This is a genomic window from Microbispora sp. GKU 823, from assembly GCF_002027145.1.
GTDB classification, from domain to species: domain Bacteria; phylum Actinomycetota; class Actinomycetes; order Streptosporangiales; family Streptosporangiaceae; genus Microbispora; species Microbispora siamensis.
Window position 1 is genome coordinate 1 of the sequence record NZ_MWJN01000083.1, and the last position, 15,891, is coordinate 15,891.

Consider the following 15,891-nt stretch of genomic DNA (forward strand, 5'->3'; position numbering starts at 1 on the left):
AACCTCGACTGGAACAAGACCATCACCCCCGGACAGTCCATCCAGATCGGCTTCAACGGCACCTACACCGGCGCCAATCCCAAACCCACCGCCTTCACCCTCAACGGCACCACCTGCTCGTGATCCCCCATCTCGCGGTCCGGCGCACCCGGGTGCGCGGACGCCCGCAGAGAGGTGACTCCCATGTCCGTCCAGGGTCTCCGTAAAGCCGCGGCCGTGCGAGCCGGTCTCCTGGGGGCCGGCCTCGCAGGCGCCGGGCTCGCCCTCGCCGCCGCGGCCCTCCCGCCGGCCTACGCGGCGGCCGAGGACACCACGCCGCCCAGCGCGCCGGGGGCGCTGCGGGACTGTCCCCTGCCCGCGGCCCCCGGATCGGGCCTCGGCATCGGCGTGTCGCTGTGCTGGGGCGCCGCGACCGACGACGTCGGCGTCACCGGCTACGACATCCAGGTGAAGCAGAGCGGCGTCTTCACCACCGTCCGCACCACGACCGGCCCCGGTTCCATCGTCAGCGGCCTCACTCTCGGCAGTCGTACACGTTCCGGGTGATCGCCCGGGACGCGGCGGGGAACGCGGGCCCGCCGTCGAACGAACTGACGGCCACGGCGAACTACCTCAGCGGCATGCCGCCGTCCAGTCCCCCGCCCAGCCCGTCGCCGATCGACCGGACCCCGCCGACCCGCCCCGAGGGCCTGGTCACGCAGAGCGTCTACGTCAACGGCGCGGTCGGCCTGGCCTGGACGCCGTCCACGGACGACGTCGGGATCTCCACCTACGAGGTCCACGTGTGGACCGGCGGCGCCTTCCTGCGCGCGCAGCAGGCCACGATCGACATGCGGGCCGACCAGGTCACCGCGGTCGTCACCGGCCTCACCGCCGGGCGCGACTACCTGTTCTACGTGGTGGCCCGGGACCGCGCGGGCAACCTCAGCGCGCCCTCCGACCTGGTCCGCGCCCGGGCCATGGTCGAGCCGCCCGCCGCCAGCCCGAGCCCCGGGACGGACACCACGCCTCCCGGCACGCCGACAGGGCTGGCCACCGTCAGCGGGATGTCCATCCCCGGCGGAGTCTTCCTCGCCTGGAACACCGTCGGCGACGACAGCGGGGTCCCGCCCCGTTACGACCTGTTCCGCCGGACCGAGAACGGCTACGCGTACGAGGGCGAGAACGCCACCCCCCGCGACATCGTCTCCGGCCTCGAAGGAGGCAAGCCGTACACCTTCCAGGTCGTCGCCCGCGACGCGGCCGGCAACCTGAGCAACCCCTCGGCGCCGTACACGGCGATCGCGCAGCCCGGCGGAACGTCCTCGCCCAGCCCGTCGCCGTCCCTCGGCCTGTCGCCGTCCCCCAGCCCGTCGGCGTCCCCGTCGTCCGGTTCCGGGTGCAGGGTGACGTACGCGACCACCACCTGGGACGGCGGGTTCACCGCCACCGTCACGATCACCAACACCGGCACCGCCGCCATCGACGGGTGGCGGCTCGGCTTCGGCTTCCCCCTCGCCTCCCAGCGGGTCACCAACGGATGGTCGGCCATCTGGGCCCAGTCCGGCACCGCTGTCACCGCCGGGAACTACGAATGGAACAAGACGATCAAGCCGGGCCAGTCGGTGTATCTCGGCTTCAACGGCGCCTACACCGGCAGCAACCCCGAACCGGCCGCCTTCACCCTCAACGGAGGCGCCTGCACGACGACGTGACGAGCCGCGACCGGTGCCGTCCGCATCACCGCACCACCAATCGTGGAGCACCGATCTGTCATACCACGCTTCTACTAAGTAGAATTCTGGTATGACTGCCGACATGACCAGCATCAAAGTTCCCAAGGCGCTCCGCGACGAGCTCAACGAGCTGGCCGACCGGGGAGGACGCGGGACGACGTTGGCCGACGTGCTGACCCAGCTCCTCGAAGAGCACAAGACGACCCGGCTTCGTCAGCGGCTGGCCTTCGAAGAACTCCTCGCACGGGCGAAGGCGGACCCCGACGCCGTCGCCAAGGCCGACCGCATCGCGCAAGGGGCGATCGAGCACCTGCGGCGGCCCCAGGCTTCATGAGCGTCGGATACGTCCTCGACGACGTCACGATAGGCGAACTCGGCAGAGGTGATCTGGTCGTGGCGAACCTCATCGCGGCCTTGGACGAGCACGCCGTCCGCATGAGCGTGCCCGTCATCGCACTCGCCGCGGCGCAGCACACCCTGAGCGAAGCCCAGACCGAGGCCGTCCACGGAATGATCCACCGGCTGGGGCACGTCCGGCTGGAGCCGGTCGCCTCCACCGAGGACGTGCTCCGCCTGTCGGCGGTCTCGGTGCATCTGACGGAGCAGCAGGACATGGCGGCGGCGCACACGGTCGCCGTGGCCCGGTATCTCGGCTTCCCGGTCCTCGCCGCCGACCTGAAGCGATGGGAGCCGGTGCGCGCGCACCTGCCGTGGCAGATCGACATCTACGAGATCAGTGATTCGGACTGATTTCCGGATCGGCTTGCGGGCGCCTGGGATGATACGGGGATGACCGACGCCCTGCCCGGGCTTGAGCCCGGTGCCGAACCCGGCACTGCACCCGCGCCCGCCGCACCGCCGCGCCGGGTCGCCGGATACGAGATCGAGGACGAGTTGCGTGCGGCCGGGGCGGTCCACATCGCGGGGGTGGACGAGGTCGGCCGCGGCGCATGGGCGGGCCCGGTGGTGGTCTGCGCCGCCGTCACCGCCTTCGGCCCGCCGCCCGAACTGCCGGGACGCGGGCAGCGCACCGTCCGGCTGACCGACTCCAAGCTGCTCGGCCCGGCCCAGCGGGAGGCGTTCGCCGAGGTCCTTCCGGACTGGCTCACCTGCCACGCGTACGGCGCTTCGGCCCCTGAGGAGATCGACGAGGTCGGCATGACCGAGGCGCTGCGCCGGGCCGCGTGCCGGGCGCTGGAGGCCCTGCCGCTGCGGCCCGACGTGGTGCTCCTCGACGGCGCGCACGACTTCCTCGGCCGGCCGTGGCGGGTGCGGTGCGAGGTCAAGGCCGACCAGCGGTCGGTGTCGGTGGCCGCCGCGTCGGTGCTGGCCAAGGTGCACCGCGATCGCCTGATGGCGGAGATCGGCGAGGAGCACCCGGCGTACGGCTTCGCCGCCAACGCGGGCTATCCCTCCCCCGTGCACCAGCAGGCGCTGGCGGAGGCCGGGCCGACCCCGCACCACCGGCTGTCGTGGTCCTACCTGGACGACCTGCCCCAGTGGCGGCACCTGCGCAAGCACCGCGACCCTCTCGCCGGCTCCGGCCAGATGACCCTCCTCTGACGCACCCCCGCCGGGCGTCGGAACAAGGGCCCGGCGGGGCGCTCAGGTACCGACGGTCAGTCAGCCTGGGGCGGAACGGCGCAGGTCACGGCGACGGTGGTCCGCGTGCGGTGCCCGGCCGCGCCCTTCTCGGTCGTGCCCTTCTCCGCCGTGGCCCTGCCCTCGGGGGCCGTCCTCTCGGTCGTGCCGCTCTCGGTGGTGCCCTTCTCCGGGGCATCGGGCGCGCTCTCGGTCGTGCCCTTCGCGGCGGTGCCGGGCGCTCCCAGGTCCGCACCGGGATTGGCGGGGATGGCCGGGACGGCGCGCACCCGGTCGCCGGGCTTCAGTTCCCGCAGTCCCGTGCCGTCGTCGAGCAGGAGCTTGCCGTCCCTCTCCACCACCTTCAGGGTCTGCGAGCAGGAGGACGTCACCGGAACCCCGGTCCTCCCGCCGGAGGCCCCGTCGGCGTTCGCGGCGGCGGTGAGCGTGGCGGCGAGGGCAGCCCCCAGCCCGATCGCCACCAGCCCCGCCCGCATGCGCTTGCTGATCACCTAGGTCTCCTTCTCCTCCCCCGCGCGGGACCGTACGGAGACGACGGTGCCGACGGGCACCTGAAGCCACGCTGAAGCCGCCTGAAGGATCTTTAGCGTGGCTTCAGGTGCCGCCTGCGATGGTGTGGGGCATGCGTGTGCTGCTGGTGGAGGACGAGCGGCGGCTCGCCGAGCTCGTGAAGAGCGGTCTGGCGGACGAGGGGTTCGCCGTGCTGCACGCCCTCGCACGGCGGGCGGGCGAGGTGGTGTCCAAGGCCGACCTGCTCGCGCAGGCGTGGGACTTCGCCTACGACGGCGACCCGAGCATCGTGGAGGTCTACGTCAGCGCCCTGCGCCGCAAGATCGACGCGCCCTTCGGCCGTTCGTCGCTGGTCACGGTGCGCGGGGCGGGCTACCGGCTCGACGGGCATCGGTGATGCCCCGCCGCGCCCGCCCGCGCGCTGGTCGGTGCGGCTGCGCGCGACGGTCGCCGCCACCGCCATCGTCGCCGTCGCCCTGGGCGGCGCGGCGGCCGTGCTGACGGCGGTCCTGCGGGCCAGCCTGGAGCAGAGCACGGCCGAGCAGGCCCACCGGCGGGCCGCGCAGGTCGCCGCGATCCTGGCCGTCCCCGCCTCACCGGTCATGCCGCCCGGCTCCTCGGCCTCACCTGACACTTGCCGCCGCTCTAGCGCGGCGGGGCGGTCGAGCGGCGGGCGATCAGCTCTATGGGGCCGTCGAGCACCTCGGCCACGCTGTCGTCCGGCTTGAGGCTGCCGAGCAGTTCGACGCCGCGACGGCCCAGCTCGGCGAGCGGCATGCGGACCGTGGTGAGCGGGGGCGCGAGGTAGCTCGCCAGGTCGAGGTCGTGCACCGCCACCATCGAGACGTCGCGGGGGATGTCCAGCCCCGCCTCCCGTACGGACTCCATCGCGCCGATCGCGGAGGCGACGTTGGCGACGAAGACGGCGGTCGGCGGCTCGGGGGCGGCGAGCAGCGCGGCCATCGCCGCTGCCCCGCCGGCCGGGGTGTAGCCGGCCGCGACGATCGGGCCTTCGGGCAGGCCCGCGTCACGCATGGCCGCGCGCCACCCCGCCGACCTGCGCAGCGCGGTGTCGGCGCCCTCGGGACCGGCCAGATGGGCGATCCTGCGGTGCCCGAGCCCCACGAGATGCTCGACCGCGAGCCGGGCGGCCCGCTCGTCGTCGAGGATGACGTAGCGCTTGACGGCCGGGCTCCTGCGGTTGAGCATGATCCACGGCACGGCCATCCGGTCGAGCTGCGCGAGCAGCTCCGACTCGCCCTCCGCTCCGGCCAGCAGCAGGCCGTCGATGCGGCCCTGGCCGAGCAGGTCCATGTAGCCGCCGAGTCCCGCCCCGGTGGAGCTGCCCGTCACCAGCACGCAGCCGAGACCGGCCGCCGCCGCCTCGGCGCCCTTGATGATCTCCGCGTACACGGGGTTGGCGAAGTCGGGCAGGAACAGGCCGAACATGTGCGCGCGGGCCGTGCGCAGGCTGCGGGCCGCGGCGTTGGGGCGATAGCCGAGCTGCGCCACAGCGGCCAGCACCCGCTCGCGCGTCTCCGGCCGGATGCTGAGCGCGGGGTCGTTGTTGACGACCCGCGAGACCACGGCACGGTCGACCTTCGCCAGCGCGGCGACGTCGGCGAGGGTCACCCGGGCGCGCTTCACAACGCCCCCGGACGCGGCTCTCGCCGGACTCCATGGACTGGTACAGCGCCTCCATGAGACGGAGTGTGCCCAGATTGTCGGCCGCCGCGGTCTCCGGCTCTCCGCCCTCGGCGATCGCCGCCAGCAGCGACCCCATCGGCCCCGCGACCGCGTCCGGCAGCCACCGGGTGGTCACCGGGTAGGGCAGCCAGCCGTCGGTGGGCAGCACGCGGCTGCTGACCTCCAGCGTGTCCGGGCGGCCGTGCGGGTAGTCGTACAGCAGCCCGAGGGTGCCCCTGATCGCGCCCTCGGTGCCGTCGACGCGGAACGCCGCCTCGTAGTCGCCGGTGCGGTTCTCGTGGTGGGCGTGGACCAGCGCCCGCACGTCGCCCGGGTAGACCAGCACGCTCATCGTGCGGGTCTCGCCCTTGGCGACCTGCCCCGCCGTACGGCTGCCGGTGCAGAACACCGTCTCGGGGTCGCCGAGGATCGAGCGGATGGCGTCCAGATAGTGGATGGAGTGGTAGACGATCTCCAGCCGGTCGGTGGAGACGAGCCAGTCCCAGGCGCTCCAGTCGGTGAAGATGTTCACGGTGAACGTCATGGCCGTCGGCTCGCCGATCCAGCCCTCCCTGACCATGGCGCGGGCGGCGGCGATGCCCTCGTCGAAGCGCAACTGCTGGTTGACCGCCACCTTCAGCCCGCGCTCGGCGGCCAGGGCGACGATCTCCCGCCCGGTCGCGAGGTCGGGCGCGAACGGCTTCTGGCACAGCAGGTGCTTGCCGGCCTCCAGCGCGGCCCTCGCGATGCCGGGCTGCGCGTTCGGCGCCACCGCGACGTCCACCACGGCCACCCGCTCGTCGGCGAGCAGTTCCTCCAGCGAGCCGTACACGCGGGGCACGCCGTGCCGCCCGGCGACCTCGCGGGCCCGCTCCGCGTTCAGGTCGAAGATCCCGGCGATCTCCAGCCCGGCCTTCCGGTACGCCGGCAGGTGGGCCACGTCGACGATCGCCCCGGCGCCCACGACCGCGATCGGCAGCCGGTGCGCCTCGGGGATCGCCAGGTCGGCGGCGGCCGCGATCGGCGCGAAGACGTCCAGCACGTCACACCTCGATTCGGTAGAAGCGGGCGGCCGTGCCGCCGAGCACGGCCGCGCGGTCGGCCTCGGACAGGCCGGCGAGCAGCACGTTGGTCTCGCGCCACACGGTGGCGTAGTCGCCGGCGAGGATCGAGACGGGCCAGTCGCCGCCGAACATCAGCCGGTCAGGGCCGAACAGCTCCATCGCGTGGTCCACGTACGGCCGCAGGTCGTCGGCCGTCCAGCTCTCCGGGTCGGCGGCGGTGTTGAGGCCCGACACCTTGGCGTACACCTGCGGATACTCGGCGGCGCGGGCGATCAGGCCCGCCCACGGCTCCCAGCCCTTCTCCTTGATGGGCGGCTTGGCCAGGTGGTCGATCACCATCCGCAGCCCGGGGATCCGCTCGGCCAGCACCGGCACGTGCTCCAGGTGGCGAGGCAGCACCGCGACCACGTCGAACGGCAGGCCCGCCTCGGCGAGCACCCCCAGGCCCTCGATCACCGCGTCGCGCAGCAGCCAGTCGGGGTCGGGGTCGTCGTGGATGAGGTGGCGGACCCCGGCGAACTTCGGGTGCCTCCGGTAGCGCTCCAGCGCCTGCGCCGCCTCGTCCGGCCGCTCCAGCGGCACCCAGCCGACCACCGCCGCCACGAAGTCGTACGCGTCGGCCTGTGCGAGCATCGCGTCGGTGTCGGCGTAGGAGTCCATCGCCTGGACGAGCACCGTGTGATCGACCCCGGCCTCGGCGAGCTGCGGGATCAGCTCCTCCGGCTCGAAGGTGCGGTAGATGGGCCCGGCCTCGGGCGTCAGCCAGGGGTAGGAACCGGTCTCCAGGTTCCAGAAATGCTGATGCGCATCGATGACGGGCATCCGCCCCTCCTCATGATCAATCGGTTGAGCCTGCACAAGCTAGACGCGGGTCAGCGGCCTGTCAACGGAGCTTCACGGCCGGGGGCTGGACCAGCTCCAGCGTGATGTCGTCGGGGTCGAGGAAGTAGCAGGCGTAGCCGCCCGCGTTGATCCCCGCCGTGATGGCGTTGGGCGGTGAGACGAACCGTACCCCGGCCGCCGACAGCCGCGCGTGCTCGGCGAGCGCGTCCTCGACCGTGAGCGCGAGGTGCGCCGCGCCGGGCAGGTGCCGGGCCGGGTCGCGGGCCTCCCCTCGCGGCCGTACGTACTCCACCAGCTCCAGGTCGTGGGTGGACACGCCCCGGGGCTGGCCCGGCACGGCGAGCTGGGCGATGCGCAGCACCGCGTCGGGGTAGCCCACGAGCCTGCGGGTGTAGTCGTTGTCCTGGTCCTGCCGGTGCACGAGGGTGAACCCGAGCAGGTCGCGGTAGAAGGCGACGGACCTGTCGAGGTCGGCGACCGTGAACGAGAAGTGCCACACGCCTCTCATCGCAGCGACTCCTGTCTCTCCGGCTCCACGCCGGACTCCTCGGGCGATTGCGGTGCGGCTCCCGAGTCGCGCACCCTGCGGACCTGCCGCTGGCGGCCGGCGATCGTGTAGATGGCCGCGGCGACGATGACGACCGTGCCGACGATCACGCCCTGGTAGTTGGCGCCCAGGTTGAGCACGTTGAAGCCGTTGTCGAGCGTGAACAGGATGAGCGCGCCGACGACGGACTTCAGCACGCTGCCGAACCCGCCGAACAGCGAGGTGCCGCCGAGGATGGCCGCGGCGAGCACGGTCAGCTCGGTGCCCTGCAGGCCCGTGGGGTTGATGGCCAGCAGCTTCGCGGCGAACAGCACGCCGACGAAGCCAGAGCCGAGCCCGTTCAGCACGAACGCGCCGATCCGGTAGCGGTTGACGTTGATGCCGGAAAGCCGGGCCGCCTCCGCGTTGCTGCCCACGGCGTACAGACGGCGGCCGATCACCGTGTAGCGCAGCACGGCCCAGGTGACGCCGGCGATGACAATCAGGTAGTAGGTGGGCTTGCTGAGCCGCAGCTCGAAGCCGAGCACGGGGTCGAGCACGGCCACGACCAGCCCGGCCGCCGCGATCACCGCGCCCTTGAGCGGGCTCCCGCCGGTCCTGCGGGCGAGCAGCGCCACCGCGGCGCCGACGACCAGCGCCGCCACCCCGAGGATCGCCAGGATGTGCGGGACCGTCCAGTAGCCCGACTGCAGCGCGATCAGCGCCCGCTGCGCCTCCGGGTCCTTCGCGGTGATCGTACGGCCGTCGGTCAGGATCAGCACCAGGCCGCGTACGGCCGTCATCGTGCCCAGCGTCACGATGAACGCGTTGATGCCGACCAGTTGCACGATCAGGCCGTTCACCGCGCCGCAGACGAGCCCGGCGGCCAGTGCGACGGCCATCGCCAGCGGCAGGCCGAGCGAGCCGACCAGGCTGAGCGCCATCGCCGCGCCGAAGGCGGACACCGACGCGATGGACAGGTCGAAGTTGCCGCTGATCAGCACCACGGTGGTGAACACGGCGAGGATCGCGACCAGCGACGACTGGTCCAGGATGTTGATGACGTTGGTCGGCGACAGGTAGCTCGGCCGCCCCATCTGGCTCGACAGCAGCGTCAGCACGGCCACGATCAGCACGAGGGCGTAGACGACGCCCGCGTTGCCGGGGCGCAGCGCGGCGGCCGCACGGGCACCGAACGTCTTCCCGCCCGCCACCTTGTGCCGGGCGCCGGACCGCGCGCTCTCAGGCGGCATCGTGCGCACCCCCGAATCCGTTGGCCAGCATCAGCAACTCCTCTTCGGATGTCTCGTGCGCCGGTCGCTCCGCGACGATCCGGCCTTCGCGGACGACGAGCACGCGCGTCGCCACCGCGAGGATCTCCTCGAACTCGCTGCTCACCACGAGCACGGCGCCGCCCTCGGCGGCGAACCTGCGGACCAGGTCGAGGATGTCGGCCTTCGCCCCGACGTCGACGCCGGCCGTGGGCTCGTCGAGCATGAACACCCGGGCCCCGCCGTACAGCCACTTGCCGAACACGACCTTCTGCGCGTTGCCGCCGGACAGCTCGGTGACCAGCGCCTCGGGGCCGGGGCAGACGATGCCGAGGTCGCGGATGGCCCGCTCGGCGCGCTCGGCCTCGGCCGCCTCCCGGGGCAGCGCCCGCGCCGACGACAGCGACGCGAGGTCGGGCAGGGAGATGTTCTTCCAGATGGGGAACGCGCCCACGATCCCCTGCGCGTTGCGGTCCTCGGGGACGAGGGCCATCCCGGCGGCGACCGCCGCCCGGGGGCCGCGCCGCACGGGACGGCCGTCCACCAGCACCTCGCCGCGGGCGCGGGAGTCCGCGCCGTACACCGCGTGCAGGATCTCCGACCGGCCGGAGCCGAGCAGGCCCGCGATGCCGACGACCTCGCCGCGGCGCACCTCGAAGGACACGTCACGCACCCCGGCCGGCGAGCTGAGGTTCCGTACGGCGAGGGCCACCGGGGCGTCGGCGGCGACGGGAGCGGGGGCGCGGCGCTCGGCCACGAGCAGGTCCCGCCCGACGATGGCCTGCACCAGCCGGTCCTCGTCGTAGGCGGCGGTCGGGCCCTCCTCCACCACCGTGCCGTCCCGCAGCACGGTCACCCGGTCGGTGAGCGACAGCACCTCGTCGAGGAAGTGCGACACGTAGAGGAAGGCGGTGCCCTGCGCCGACAGCCTGCGCACCACGTCGAACACCACCTGGCGCTCGCCCTCGGCCAGCGAGGCGGTGGGCTCGTCCATGACGACGAGGTTCGCGCCGATGGCGAGCGCCTGCAGGATGGCGACCATCTGCCGCTCGCCGATGGCCAGATCGGCCACCTCGGCGTCCGGGTCGATCTCGTAGTGCACCCGCCTCAGCAGCCGGTCGAACTCCCGGCGGCGGGCGCGCGGCAGCCGCCAGGGCCCGGGGGCGCCGAGGAAGACGTTCTCCAGCACGGTCAGTGTGGGCGCGAGCGGGACGTGCTGCATGATCGTGGCGACGCCGGCCTTCCTGGCCGCGCCGGGGTCGCGCCAGACGACCTCCTCGCCCTTCCAGCGCACCGTGCCCGACGTCGCGCGTGCGCCCCGGCGATGATCTTGATCATCGTGGACTTGCCCGCGCCGTTGGCCCCGACCAGGCCGTGCACGCTGCCGGGGAGGACCGTGAGCCGCGCCCCCCGGAGGGCGACGGTGCCGTTGGGGAACGACTTGCCGACGCCCTCGAGGGACAGCAGCGGGGTGTCTACCATTGCGGCGTGCAGTCGGCGACGTTGTCCTTCGTGATGGCCGGGGTGTCGTACGTCACGAAGGCGGCGTCCTGCTTCTGCTCGCCGGTCAGGTGCTTGTACAGCGTGTCGAGGGCGAGCTTGCCGAGGTCCTCGGGCTTGAAGCAGACGGTGCCGGCGATGTCGCCGGAGGTGACGGCGTCGACGCCGAGCTTGCTGCCGCCGATGCCAACGATCTTCGCGGTGGAGTTGGCCGACTTCACGGCCTTGGCGCAGCCGACCGCCATGTCGTCGGACTCGGCGTAGAACAGCTTGACGTCGGGGTTGGAGGCGAGCATGTTCTGGCAGGCCGACTGGGCCTTGTCCTGCACCCAGTCGCCGGGCTGGCGGGCCACGACCTCGAACTTCGCACCCTTCGCCTCTGCGGCCTTCGGGAAGTCCTGGTAACGCAGCACGACCTCGGCGAAGCCCGCCGCGCCCTCGACCACGGCCATCTTGCCGCCCTCGGGGAGGATCTGCGCCGCGATCTCGCCGGCCTTGCCCCCGGCGGCGGGCTCGTCCTGCGTGACGAGCGCGACCAGGCCGGGGTAGACGTCCTTGAGCTGACGGGTCTTGGGATCGCCGACCTGGGACGCGACGGCCACGGTCGGGATGTTCGACGCCTTGAGCTTGTCGGCCAGGCCCTGGGCGACGCCGGAGTCCACGGGCAGCAGCAGCACGCCGTCCGGCTGCTGCGCGATGAGGTCCTGCACGTCGTTGCTCTGCTTGTCGGCCTTGCCCTGGGCGTCCAGCTCGGTGATCTTCACGCCGAGCTTGGCGGCCTCGTCCTTGATGCCCTTGCTGATGGCGGAGGGGAACGGGAAGCTCAGGCCGAGGTTGGAGACGCCGATCGTGTATTCCTTCTTCTCCGAGGCGGCCTGGGTGGCGCCGTCGCCGCCGGAGCCGCCGCAGGCCGTCGCGCCGACCGCCAGGGCGGCCACGACGATGAGTGCCTTCTTCATTGTTTCTCCTGCTCAGGGGAGGTCAATCGTTTGCTCAAATCAGGTAGTGACATTTCATGACGTGCTCGCTCAAGGCCGCTCAGCCCTTGACGAGCGCTCGCACCTCCCCCGCGATGCGATCGGCGTCCGGCAGCAGCGCCTGCGCCAGGATCGGCGCGGCCGGCATCCGGACATCGGGCGCCCCCACCCGGATGGGCGGCGCCAGCAGCGGGACGCCCGCCCCGGCGACCCGTGCCACGACCTCGGCCCCGAACCCGCCGGTCACGTTGGCCTCGTGGACCACCGCGAGCCTGCCCGTACGGCCGGCGCTCGCGAGCACGGCCTCGGTGTCGAACGGGTTGAGCCAGGGCGTCTCCAGCACCTCCACCTCGATGCCGTCGGCGGCCAGCGCCTCGGCGGCGTCGAGCACCCGCGCGGTCATCGCGCCCCAGGCGACCACCGTGACGTCGGAGCCGTGACGGCGCACCCGTGCCTCGCCCATGGGCTCGACCGGGCCGCCGACCGTCACCTCCTCCTTGGCGCCGAAGTAGAGGGTCCTGTTCTCGATGACGAGGACCGGGTCGTCGCAGTGCACCGCGGTCACCAGCAGGTCGTACGCGTCCTGCGGCGTGGACGGCATGCACACCCGCAGCCCGGGGACGTGCAGGAACAGCGCCTCCAGGCACTGCGAGTGCTGGGCGCACGCGCCCGGGGCGTTGCCCTGCTGGGTGCGGATCGTCATCGGGGCCGTCAGCCGGCCGCCGGAGACGTAGCGGACGTTGGCCGCCTGGTTCACGATCTGGTCGAGCGCCACCAGCGAGAAGTCGGCCCACATGATCTCGACGATCGGGCGGCGGCCCATCATCGCCGCGCCCACGGCGCTGCCCAGGATGGCCGACTCGCTGATCGGCGTGTCGAAGGCCCGGTCGCCGAACTGCTTGCGCAGCCCGCGGGTGACGCCGAACACGCCTCCGGGGAGGCCGACGTCCTCGCCGTACACGAGGGTCTCGGGCAGCTCCGCCATGAGGCGGTGCAGCGCGGCGTTGACGGCCTCGCCGTAGTTGAGCTTGCGGGTCTCAGGCATAGAGGTGCTCCCTCGCGGTCGCGGGGTCGGCGAACGGCGCGGCCAGCGCCGCCGCGGCGGCGGTCTCCATCTCGGCTCTCGCGCGGGCCTCGACCGCGTCGACCTCGTCGGCCGGCACCCCGTCGGCGAGCAGGCCCGCGCACAGCCGGGCGATCGGCTCCCGCGCCCTGATCCGGTCCATCTCGCCCGGCTTGCGATAGTTCTCCGCGTCACCGATGTAGTGGCCGACGATGCGCTCGGTCATGCACTCCAGCAGCGTCGGGCCGCCGTTCTCCTTGGCGACCTCCAGCGCGTCGCGCACGTGGAAGCGGACGGCCTCCACGTCGTTGCCGTCGATGCGGTAGCCCGGCATGCCGTACGCCGCCGCGCGGTCGGCGAGCCTGCTCGTGCGGACCATGTCGGCGATCGGGGTCAGCTCGGAGTAGCGGTTGTTCTCGCAGACGAAGACCACGGGCAGGGAGAAGGCGGCGGCGAAGTTCATCGCCTCGTGCACCGCGCCCTGGTTCATCGCGCCGTCGCCGAACACGGTGACCGCGGCCCGGTTGGAGCCGTCGTAGCGGCCGGCCAGCGCCGCACCGCAGGCGATCGGGGCGCCCGCGCCGACGATCGAGTTCTCCCCGTGGAAGCCGTACTCCGCGGCGGTGAAGTAGGCCGATCCGCCCCTGCCGCCGTTGACGCCGGTCTCCCGGCCGAGCAGTTCGGCGAACATCCGCTCGGCGGGGACGCCCCTGGCGAGGGCCCAGCCGTGACCCCGGTAGGTCGCGAACAGCGCGTCCTCGGGCTCCAGCACGTCGCAGGCGCCGACCGGGATCGCCTCCTGCCCGATGCACAGGTGGACGGACCCGACGATCGGACCCGCGAGGCGCAGCTCCCGCACCTTCTCCTCGAATGCGCGCACGCGCCACATCGCCAGCAGATCCGCAAGCCGTCGCTCGCTCATTCGCCGGACTCCTCGTTGTCGTGGTCGATGGTTGCCTCGCCGCGCCATCCCGCGAGCGCGGCCACGCAGACCGCCTCGGCGTCGCCGACGTACGACTCGGGGGGCAGCGGCAGCGCGCCGAGCGTGGCCAGGTCGTCGGGACCCGCCACCTCGCGCAGCGTGTCGACCAGCGCGCCGCGCCGGGCCCGCGCCTCCTGCGCCGCCTGGTAGACGAGGTCGTGCGCCCGCTCCCGGCCGAGCGCCGGGGCCAGGCGCATCATGTACGCCTCCGCCATGATGAGCCCGCCCTCCGCGTCGAGGTTGGCCCGCATGGCGTCGGGGAAGACGCGCAGCCCCTCGGCCACCTCGGCGGCCGTGGCGAGCGCACCGGCGGCCAGCTCGGCCAGCAGCGGGACGGCGTACCACTCGATCTGCCACTCGCCCGCGGCCCGCTCGTGGCCGGCCTCCATCGCCCGGAACAGGGCCGAGCTGAGCGCTCCGGCCGTGCCCGACATGCCGATGACGGCCTCGCAGCCGATCGGGTTGGCCTTCTGCGGCATCGTCGACGAAGCGCCGCGGTGGTGCCCGCCCGCCTCGCGCACCTCGCCGACCTCGGTGCGGGACAGGTCCACCACCTCGCGGGCGAACCGGGCGGCGGTGGCCGCGACGCTCGCGCAGGTGACGCCGAACTCGGCGATGCCGTCACGGGCCACGTGCCAGGGCACGTCGGCGGCCGCGAGGCCGAGCCGTACGGCCATGCCCTTCCTGACCTGGGCCGCCTGCTCACCCATGGCGGCGGAGGTGCCTCCGGCGCCGAAGAGCGAGACGACCCGGACCCGGCGCGCGGCCGCCCTGACCCGCTCGCGCTGACGGGTGAGCTCCGCCAGCAGCACCGCGAGCTTCGCCCCGAACGTCGTGGGCACGGCCTGCTGGGCGTGGGTGCGGGCGGCGATCACGGTGGCCGCGTGCTCCTCGACCATCCGGGCGAGAGTGTCCCCGAACGCGCCGAGCAGCGCGGCGAGCCGGTCCAGGGCCTCGCCCATCTGCAGAGCCACGCCGCTGTCCATGATGTCCTGGGTGGTCGCCCCGTAGTGGACGCGGCCGTTCGGCCCCTCGGGCAGCGCCGCGGCGATCATGCGGACCAGCGGCAGGATCGGGTAGCCGACGTTCACCGCCTCCCGCCACAGGCGCTCGACGTCGACGTTGTCCAGCACGCAGCGCCGGTGATGGCGTCGGCGTCGGCGGCGGTGATCACGCCGGCGTCGGCCTGCGCCTGTGCCAGGGCGGCCTCGACCCGCAGCCAGGCGAGCACGGTCCGCTCGGCCGAGAAGATCGTCGCCATCCCGGCGTCGCCGAACAGCTCCGGCAGGAGCTTGAAGGTCTGCATGGTCAGTCCATCTCCAGTCCGCCGTCGACGTTGAGCGCCTGGCCGGTGACGAACGAGGCGAGGTCGCTGGCCAGGAACAGCACCGCCGCGGCGATCTCCTCGGGCCGGCCGGGCCGCCGCAGCGGCGACCGGTCGCTCACCTCCTGGAGATACCGGGCGCCGGCGTCGGGGCCGAAGTGCTCGTCGCGGTCGGCCATGATCTCGTCCCACATGCGGGTGAGGATGACCCCGGGGCAGACCGCGTTGACGCGCGACCGGGGCGAGCGCGAGCGCCGCCGACTTCGTCAGCGACAGCAGGGCGGTCTTGGTGGCCGAGTAGTGCGCCGCGTTCGGCCGTCCCGACCGGGCGGCGACCGAGGCCAGGGTGACGATCGACCCGCTCCCCTGCTCCACCATGCGCCGCCCGGCCGCCTGGGTGAGCCAGAACGTGCCGTTCAGGTTCACGTCGACGATCCTGCGCCACTCGTCCGCCTCGACCTCGAGCAGCGGGGTCGTCCGCATGATGCCGGCGCAGTTCACCAGGACGTCGACGCGGTCGAGGCCGTCCACCAGCGCCCTGGCCTGGCCGGGGTCGGTGATGTCGACCGCGCGGGCCTCCGCCCCGACGGCGGCCGCGGCCTCGGCCAGCCGCGGCCCCTCCAGGTCGGACAGCACCACGCTCGCGCCGGCGTCCGCGAGCGCCCTGGCGCACGCGACGCCGAGCCCTCCCGCTCCCCCGGTCACGAGCGCCGTGCGCCCGCTCAGGTCGATAGTGACTGCCATCCCCGATGGTCTCCCTTGGTTCTGTGTCCCGGTCGCGTCCCGGAGGCCGTGCGGCGGGATTGAAACGGGCCTCGTACGCCACCC

Annotated in this window: 18 protein-coding genes and 3 pseudogenes; 7 read left to right on the forward strand and 14 right to left on the reverse strand. The window is 73.0% G+C overall.

Translation table 11 applies throughout. The features are described from left to right. The 6 genes from B1L11_RS32485 to B1L11_RS32510 all read left to right on the forward strand — a co-directional run. Positions 1-123, forward strand: a 123-nt coding sequence (locus B1L11_RS32485; RefSeq protein ID WP_143737710.1) for a cellulose binding domain-containing protein, incomplete at its 5' end; no start/stop codon positions are given. A 93-nt stretch (positions 124-216) separates the two neighbouring features. Further along, a complete protein-coding gene (locus B1L11_RS32490; RefSeq protein ID WP_143737711.1) occupies positions 217-546 on the forward strand; it encodes a hypothetical protein in 330 nt (109 codons plus the stop codon). Next, on the forward strand, positions 543-1,694 hold the full coding sequence (locus B1L11_RS32495) for a cellulose binding domain-containing protein (protein ID WP_079319191.1): 1,152 nt from the start codon (positions 543-545) through the stop codon (positions 1,692-1,694). Before B1L11_RS32490 ends, B1L11_RS32495 begins: the two co-directional genes overlap by 4 nt. A gap of 103 nt (positions 1,695-1,797) precedes the next feature. After that, a complete protein-coding gene (locus B1L11_RS32500) occupies positions 1,798-2,049 on the forward strand; it encodes a hypothetical protein (RefSeq protein WP_079319192.1) in 252 nt (83 codons plus the stop codon). Continuing rightward, positions 2,046-2,465 carry a hypothetical protein gene (locus tag B1L11_RS32505; RefSeq protein WP_079319193.1) on the forward strand — a complete coding sequence of 140 codons (420 nt, stop codon included), beginning with the start codon at positions 2,046-2,048 and terminating at the stop codon, positions 2,463-2,465. The genes B1L11_RS32500 and B1L11_RS32505 overlap by 4 nt, the downstream gene beginning before the upstream one ends. A 39-nt stretch (positions 2,466-2,504) precedes the next feature. Further along, positions 2,505-3,278: a ribonuclease HII gene (locus B1L11_RS32510; protein ID WP_079319194.1), complete on the forward strand. Its 774-nt coding sequence runs from the start codon at positions 2,505-2,507 to the stop codon at positions 3,276-3,278. A 56-nt stretch (positions 3,279-3,334) separates the two neighbouring features. On the opposite strand, the gene B1L11_RS32515 is transcribed toward B1L11_RS32510, so the two are convergent. Further along, on the reverse strand, positions 3,335-3,808 hold the full coding sequence (locus B1L11_RS32515) for a hypothetical protein (RefSeq protein ID WP_079319195.1): 474 nt from the start codon (positions 3,806-3,808) through the stop codon (positions 3,335-3,337). 131 nt (positions 3,809-3,939) lie between these two features. Between B1L11_RS32515 and B1L11_RS32520 the strand changes: the two genes are divergently transcribed. Beyond that, positions 3,940-4,224, forward strand: a complete 285-nt coding sequence (locus B1L11_RS32520; RefSeq protein ID WP_218671462.1) for a winged helix-turn-helix domain-containing protein — start codon at positions 3,940-3,942, stop codon at positions 4,222-4,224. A 248-nt stretch (positions 4,225-4,472) separates the two neighbouring features. Here B1L11_RS32520 and B1L11_RS32525 read toward each other — a convergent pair whose 3' ends face one another. The 13 genes and pseudogenes from B1L11_RS32525 to B1L11_RS55400 all read right to left on the reverse strand — a co-directional run. Continuing rightward, complete coding sequence (locus B1L11_RS32525) at positions 4,473-5,474, reverse strand: LacI family DNA-binding transcriptional regulator (RefSeq protein WP_079319196.1); 1,002 nt, start codon at positions 5,472-5,474, stop codon at positions 4,473-4,475. Positions 5,475-5,553: 79 nt separating this feature from the next. Next, positions 5,554-6,555, reverse strand: a pseudogene (locus B1L11_RS55390) (Gfo/Idh/MocA family protein); the annotation flags it as partial. Position 6,556: 1 nt separating this feature from the next. After that, positions 6,557-7,399: an amidohydrolase gene (locus B1L11_RS32535; protein ID WP_079319197.1), complete on the reverse strand. Its 843-nt coding sequence runs from the start codon at positions 7,397-7,399 to the stop codon at positions 6,557-6,559. Positions 7,400-7,460: 61 nt separating this feature from the next. Next, on the reverse strand, positions 7,461-7,928 hold the full coding sequence (locus B1L11_RS32540) for a VOC family protein (protein ID WP_079319198.1): 468 nt from the start codon (positions 7,926-7,928) through the stop codon (positions 7,461-7,463). Then, positions 7,925-9,199 carry an ABC transporter permease gene (locus tag B1L11_RS32545; RefSeq protein WP_079319217.1) on the reverse strand — a complete coding sequence of 425 codons (1,275 nt, stop codon included), beginning with the start codon at positions 9,197-9,199 and terminating at the stop codon, positions 7,925-7,927. Before B1L11_RS32545 ends, B1L11_RS32540 begins: the two co-directional genes overlap by 4 nt. Beyond that, positions 9,189-10,259 carry a sugar ABC transporter ATP-binding protein gene (locus B1L11_RS54235; protein WP_306291736.1) on the reverse strand — a complete coding sequence of 357 codons (1,071 nt, stop codon included), beginning with the start codon at positions 10,257-10,259 and terminating at the stop codon, positions 9,189-9,191. The genes B1L11_RS32545 and B1L11_RS54235 overlap by 11 nt, the downstream gene beginning before the upstream one ends. Then, positions 10,254-10,699, reverse strand: a pseudogene (locus B1L11_RS48870) (ATP-binding cassette domain-containing protein); the annotation flags it as partial. The gene B1L11_RS54235 and the pseudogene B1L11_RS48870, both read right to left, overlap by 6 nt. Beyond that, the gene (locus tag B1L11_RS32555; RefSeq protein ID WP_079319199.1) at positions 10,693-11,676 is read right to left on the reverse strand and encodes a sugar ABC transporter substrate-binding protein; all 984 of its coding nucleotides are present in this window, start codon (positions 11,674-11,676) and stop codon (positions 10,693-10,695) included. The gene B1L11_RS32555 and the pseudogene B1L11_RS48870, both read right to left, overlap by 7 nt. A gap of 79 nt (positions 11,677-11,755) precedes the next feature. Continuing rightward, positions 11,756-12,739, reverse strand: coding sequence for an alpha-ketoacid dehydrogenase subunit beta (locus B1L11_RS45870; RefSeq protein ID WP_143737715.1), 984 nt, complete (start codon positions 12,737-12,739; stop codon positions 11,756-11,758). Then, positions 12,732-13,679: a thiamine pyrophosphate-dependent dehydrogenase E1 component subunit alpha gene (locus B1L11_RS45875; protein ID WP_143737716.1), complete on the reverse strand. Its 948-nt coding sequence runs from the start codon at positions 13,677-13,679 to the stop codon at positions 12,732-12,734. The genes B1L11_RS45870 and B1L11_RS45875 overlap by 8 nt, the downstream gene beginning before the upstream one ends. Further along, entirely contained in the window at positions 13,676-14,872 is a 1,197-nt protein-coding gene (locus B1L11_RS32565; protein ID WP_218671465.1) for a lyase family protein, read from the reverse strand. Before B1L11_RS32565 ends, B1L11_RS45875 begins: the two co-directional genes overlap by 4 nt. A gap of 175 nt (positions 14,873-15,047) precedes the next feature. Next, entirely contained in the window at positions 15,048-15,257 is a 210-nt protein-coding gene (locus tag B1L11_RS55395; protein ID WP_079319218.1) for an SDR family oxidoreductase, read from the reverse strand. Positions 15,258-15,312: 55 nt separating this feature from the next. Continuing rightward, positions 15,313-15,807: pseudogene (locus B1L11_RS55400) on the reverse strand (SDR family NAD(P)-dependent oxidoreductase); the annotation flags it as partial. Positions 15,808-15,891 lie beyond the last annotated feature (84 nt).

Excerpts from the sequence above, each read along its gene's own strand:
- B1L11_RS32500 (WP_079319192.1), top strand. The coding sequence starts at position 1,798 with ATGACCAGCATCAAAGTTCCCAAGGCGCTCCGCGACGAGCTCAACGAG.
- B1L11_RS32505 (WP_079319193.1), top strand. The coding sequence starts at position 2,046 with ATGAGCGTCGGATACGTCCTCGACGACGTCACGATAGGCGAACTCGGC.
- B1L11_RS32510 (WP_079319194.1), top strand. The coding sequence starts at position 2,505 with ATGACCGACGCCCTGCCCGGGCTTGAGCCCGGTGCCGAACCCGGCACT.
- B1L11_RS32520 (WP_218671462.1), top strand. The coding sequence starts at position 3,940 with ATGCGTGTGCTGCTGGTGGAGGACGAGCGGCGGCTCGCCGAGCTCGTG.
- B1L11_RS32535 (WP_079319197.1), bottom strand. The coding sequence starts at position 7,399 with ATGCCCGTCATCGATGCGCATCAGCATTTCTGGAACCTGGAGACCGGT.
- B1L11_RS32540 (WP_079319198.1), bottom strand. The coding sequence starts at position 7,928 with ATGAGAGGCGTGTGGCACTTCTCGTTCACGGTCGCCGACCTCGACAGG.
- B1L11_RS32545 (WP_079319217.1), bottom strand. The coding sequence starts at position 9,199 with ATGCCGCCTGAGAGCGCGCGGTCCGGCGCCCGGCACAAGGTGGCGGGC.
- B1L11_RS54235 (WP_306291736.1), bottom strand. The coding sequence starts at position 10,259 with ATGGTCGCCATCCTGCAGGCGCTCGCCATCGGCGCGAACCTCGTCGTC.
- B1L11_RS32555 (WP_079319199.1), bottom strand. The coding sequence starts at position 11,676 with ATGAAGAAGGCACTCATCGTCGTGGCCGCCCTGGCGGTCGGCGCGACG.
- B1L11_RS45870 (WP_143737715.1), bottom strand. The coding sequence starts at position 12,739 with ATGCCTGAGACCCGCAAGCTCAACTACGGCGAGGCCGTCAACGCCGCG.
- B1L11_RS45875 (WP_143737716.1), bottom strand. The coding sequence starts at position 13,679 with ATGAGCGAGCGACGGCTTGCGGATCTGCTGGCGATGTGGCGCGTGCGC.
- B1L11_RS55395 (WP_079319218.1), bottom strand. The coding sequence starts at position 15,257 with ATGTGGGACGAGATCATGGCCGACCGCGACGAGCACTTCGGCCCCGAC.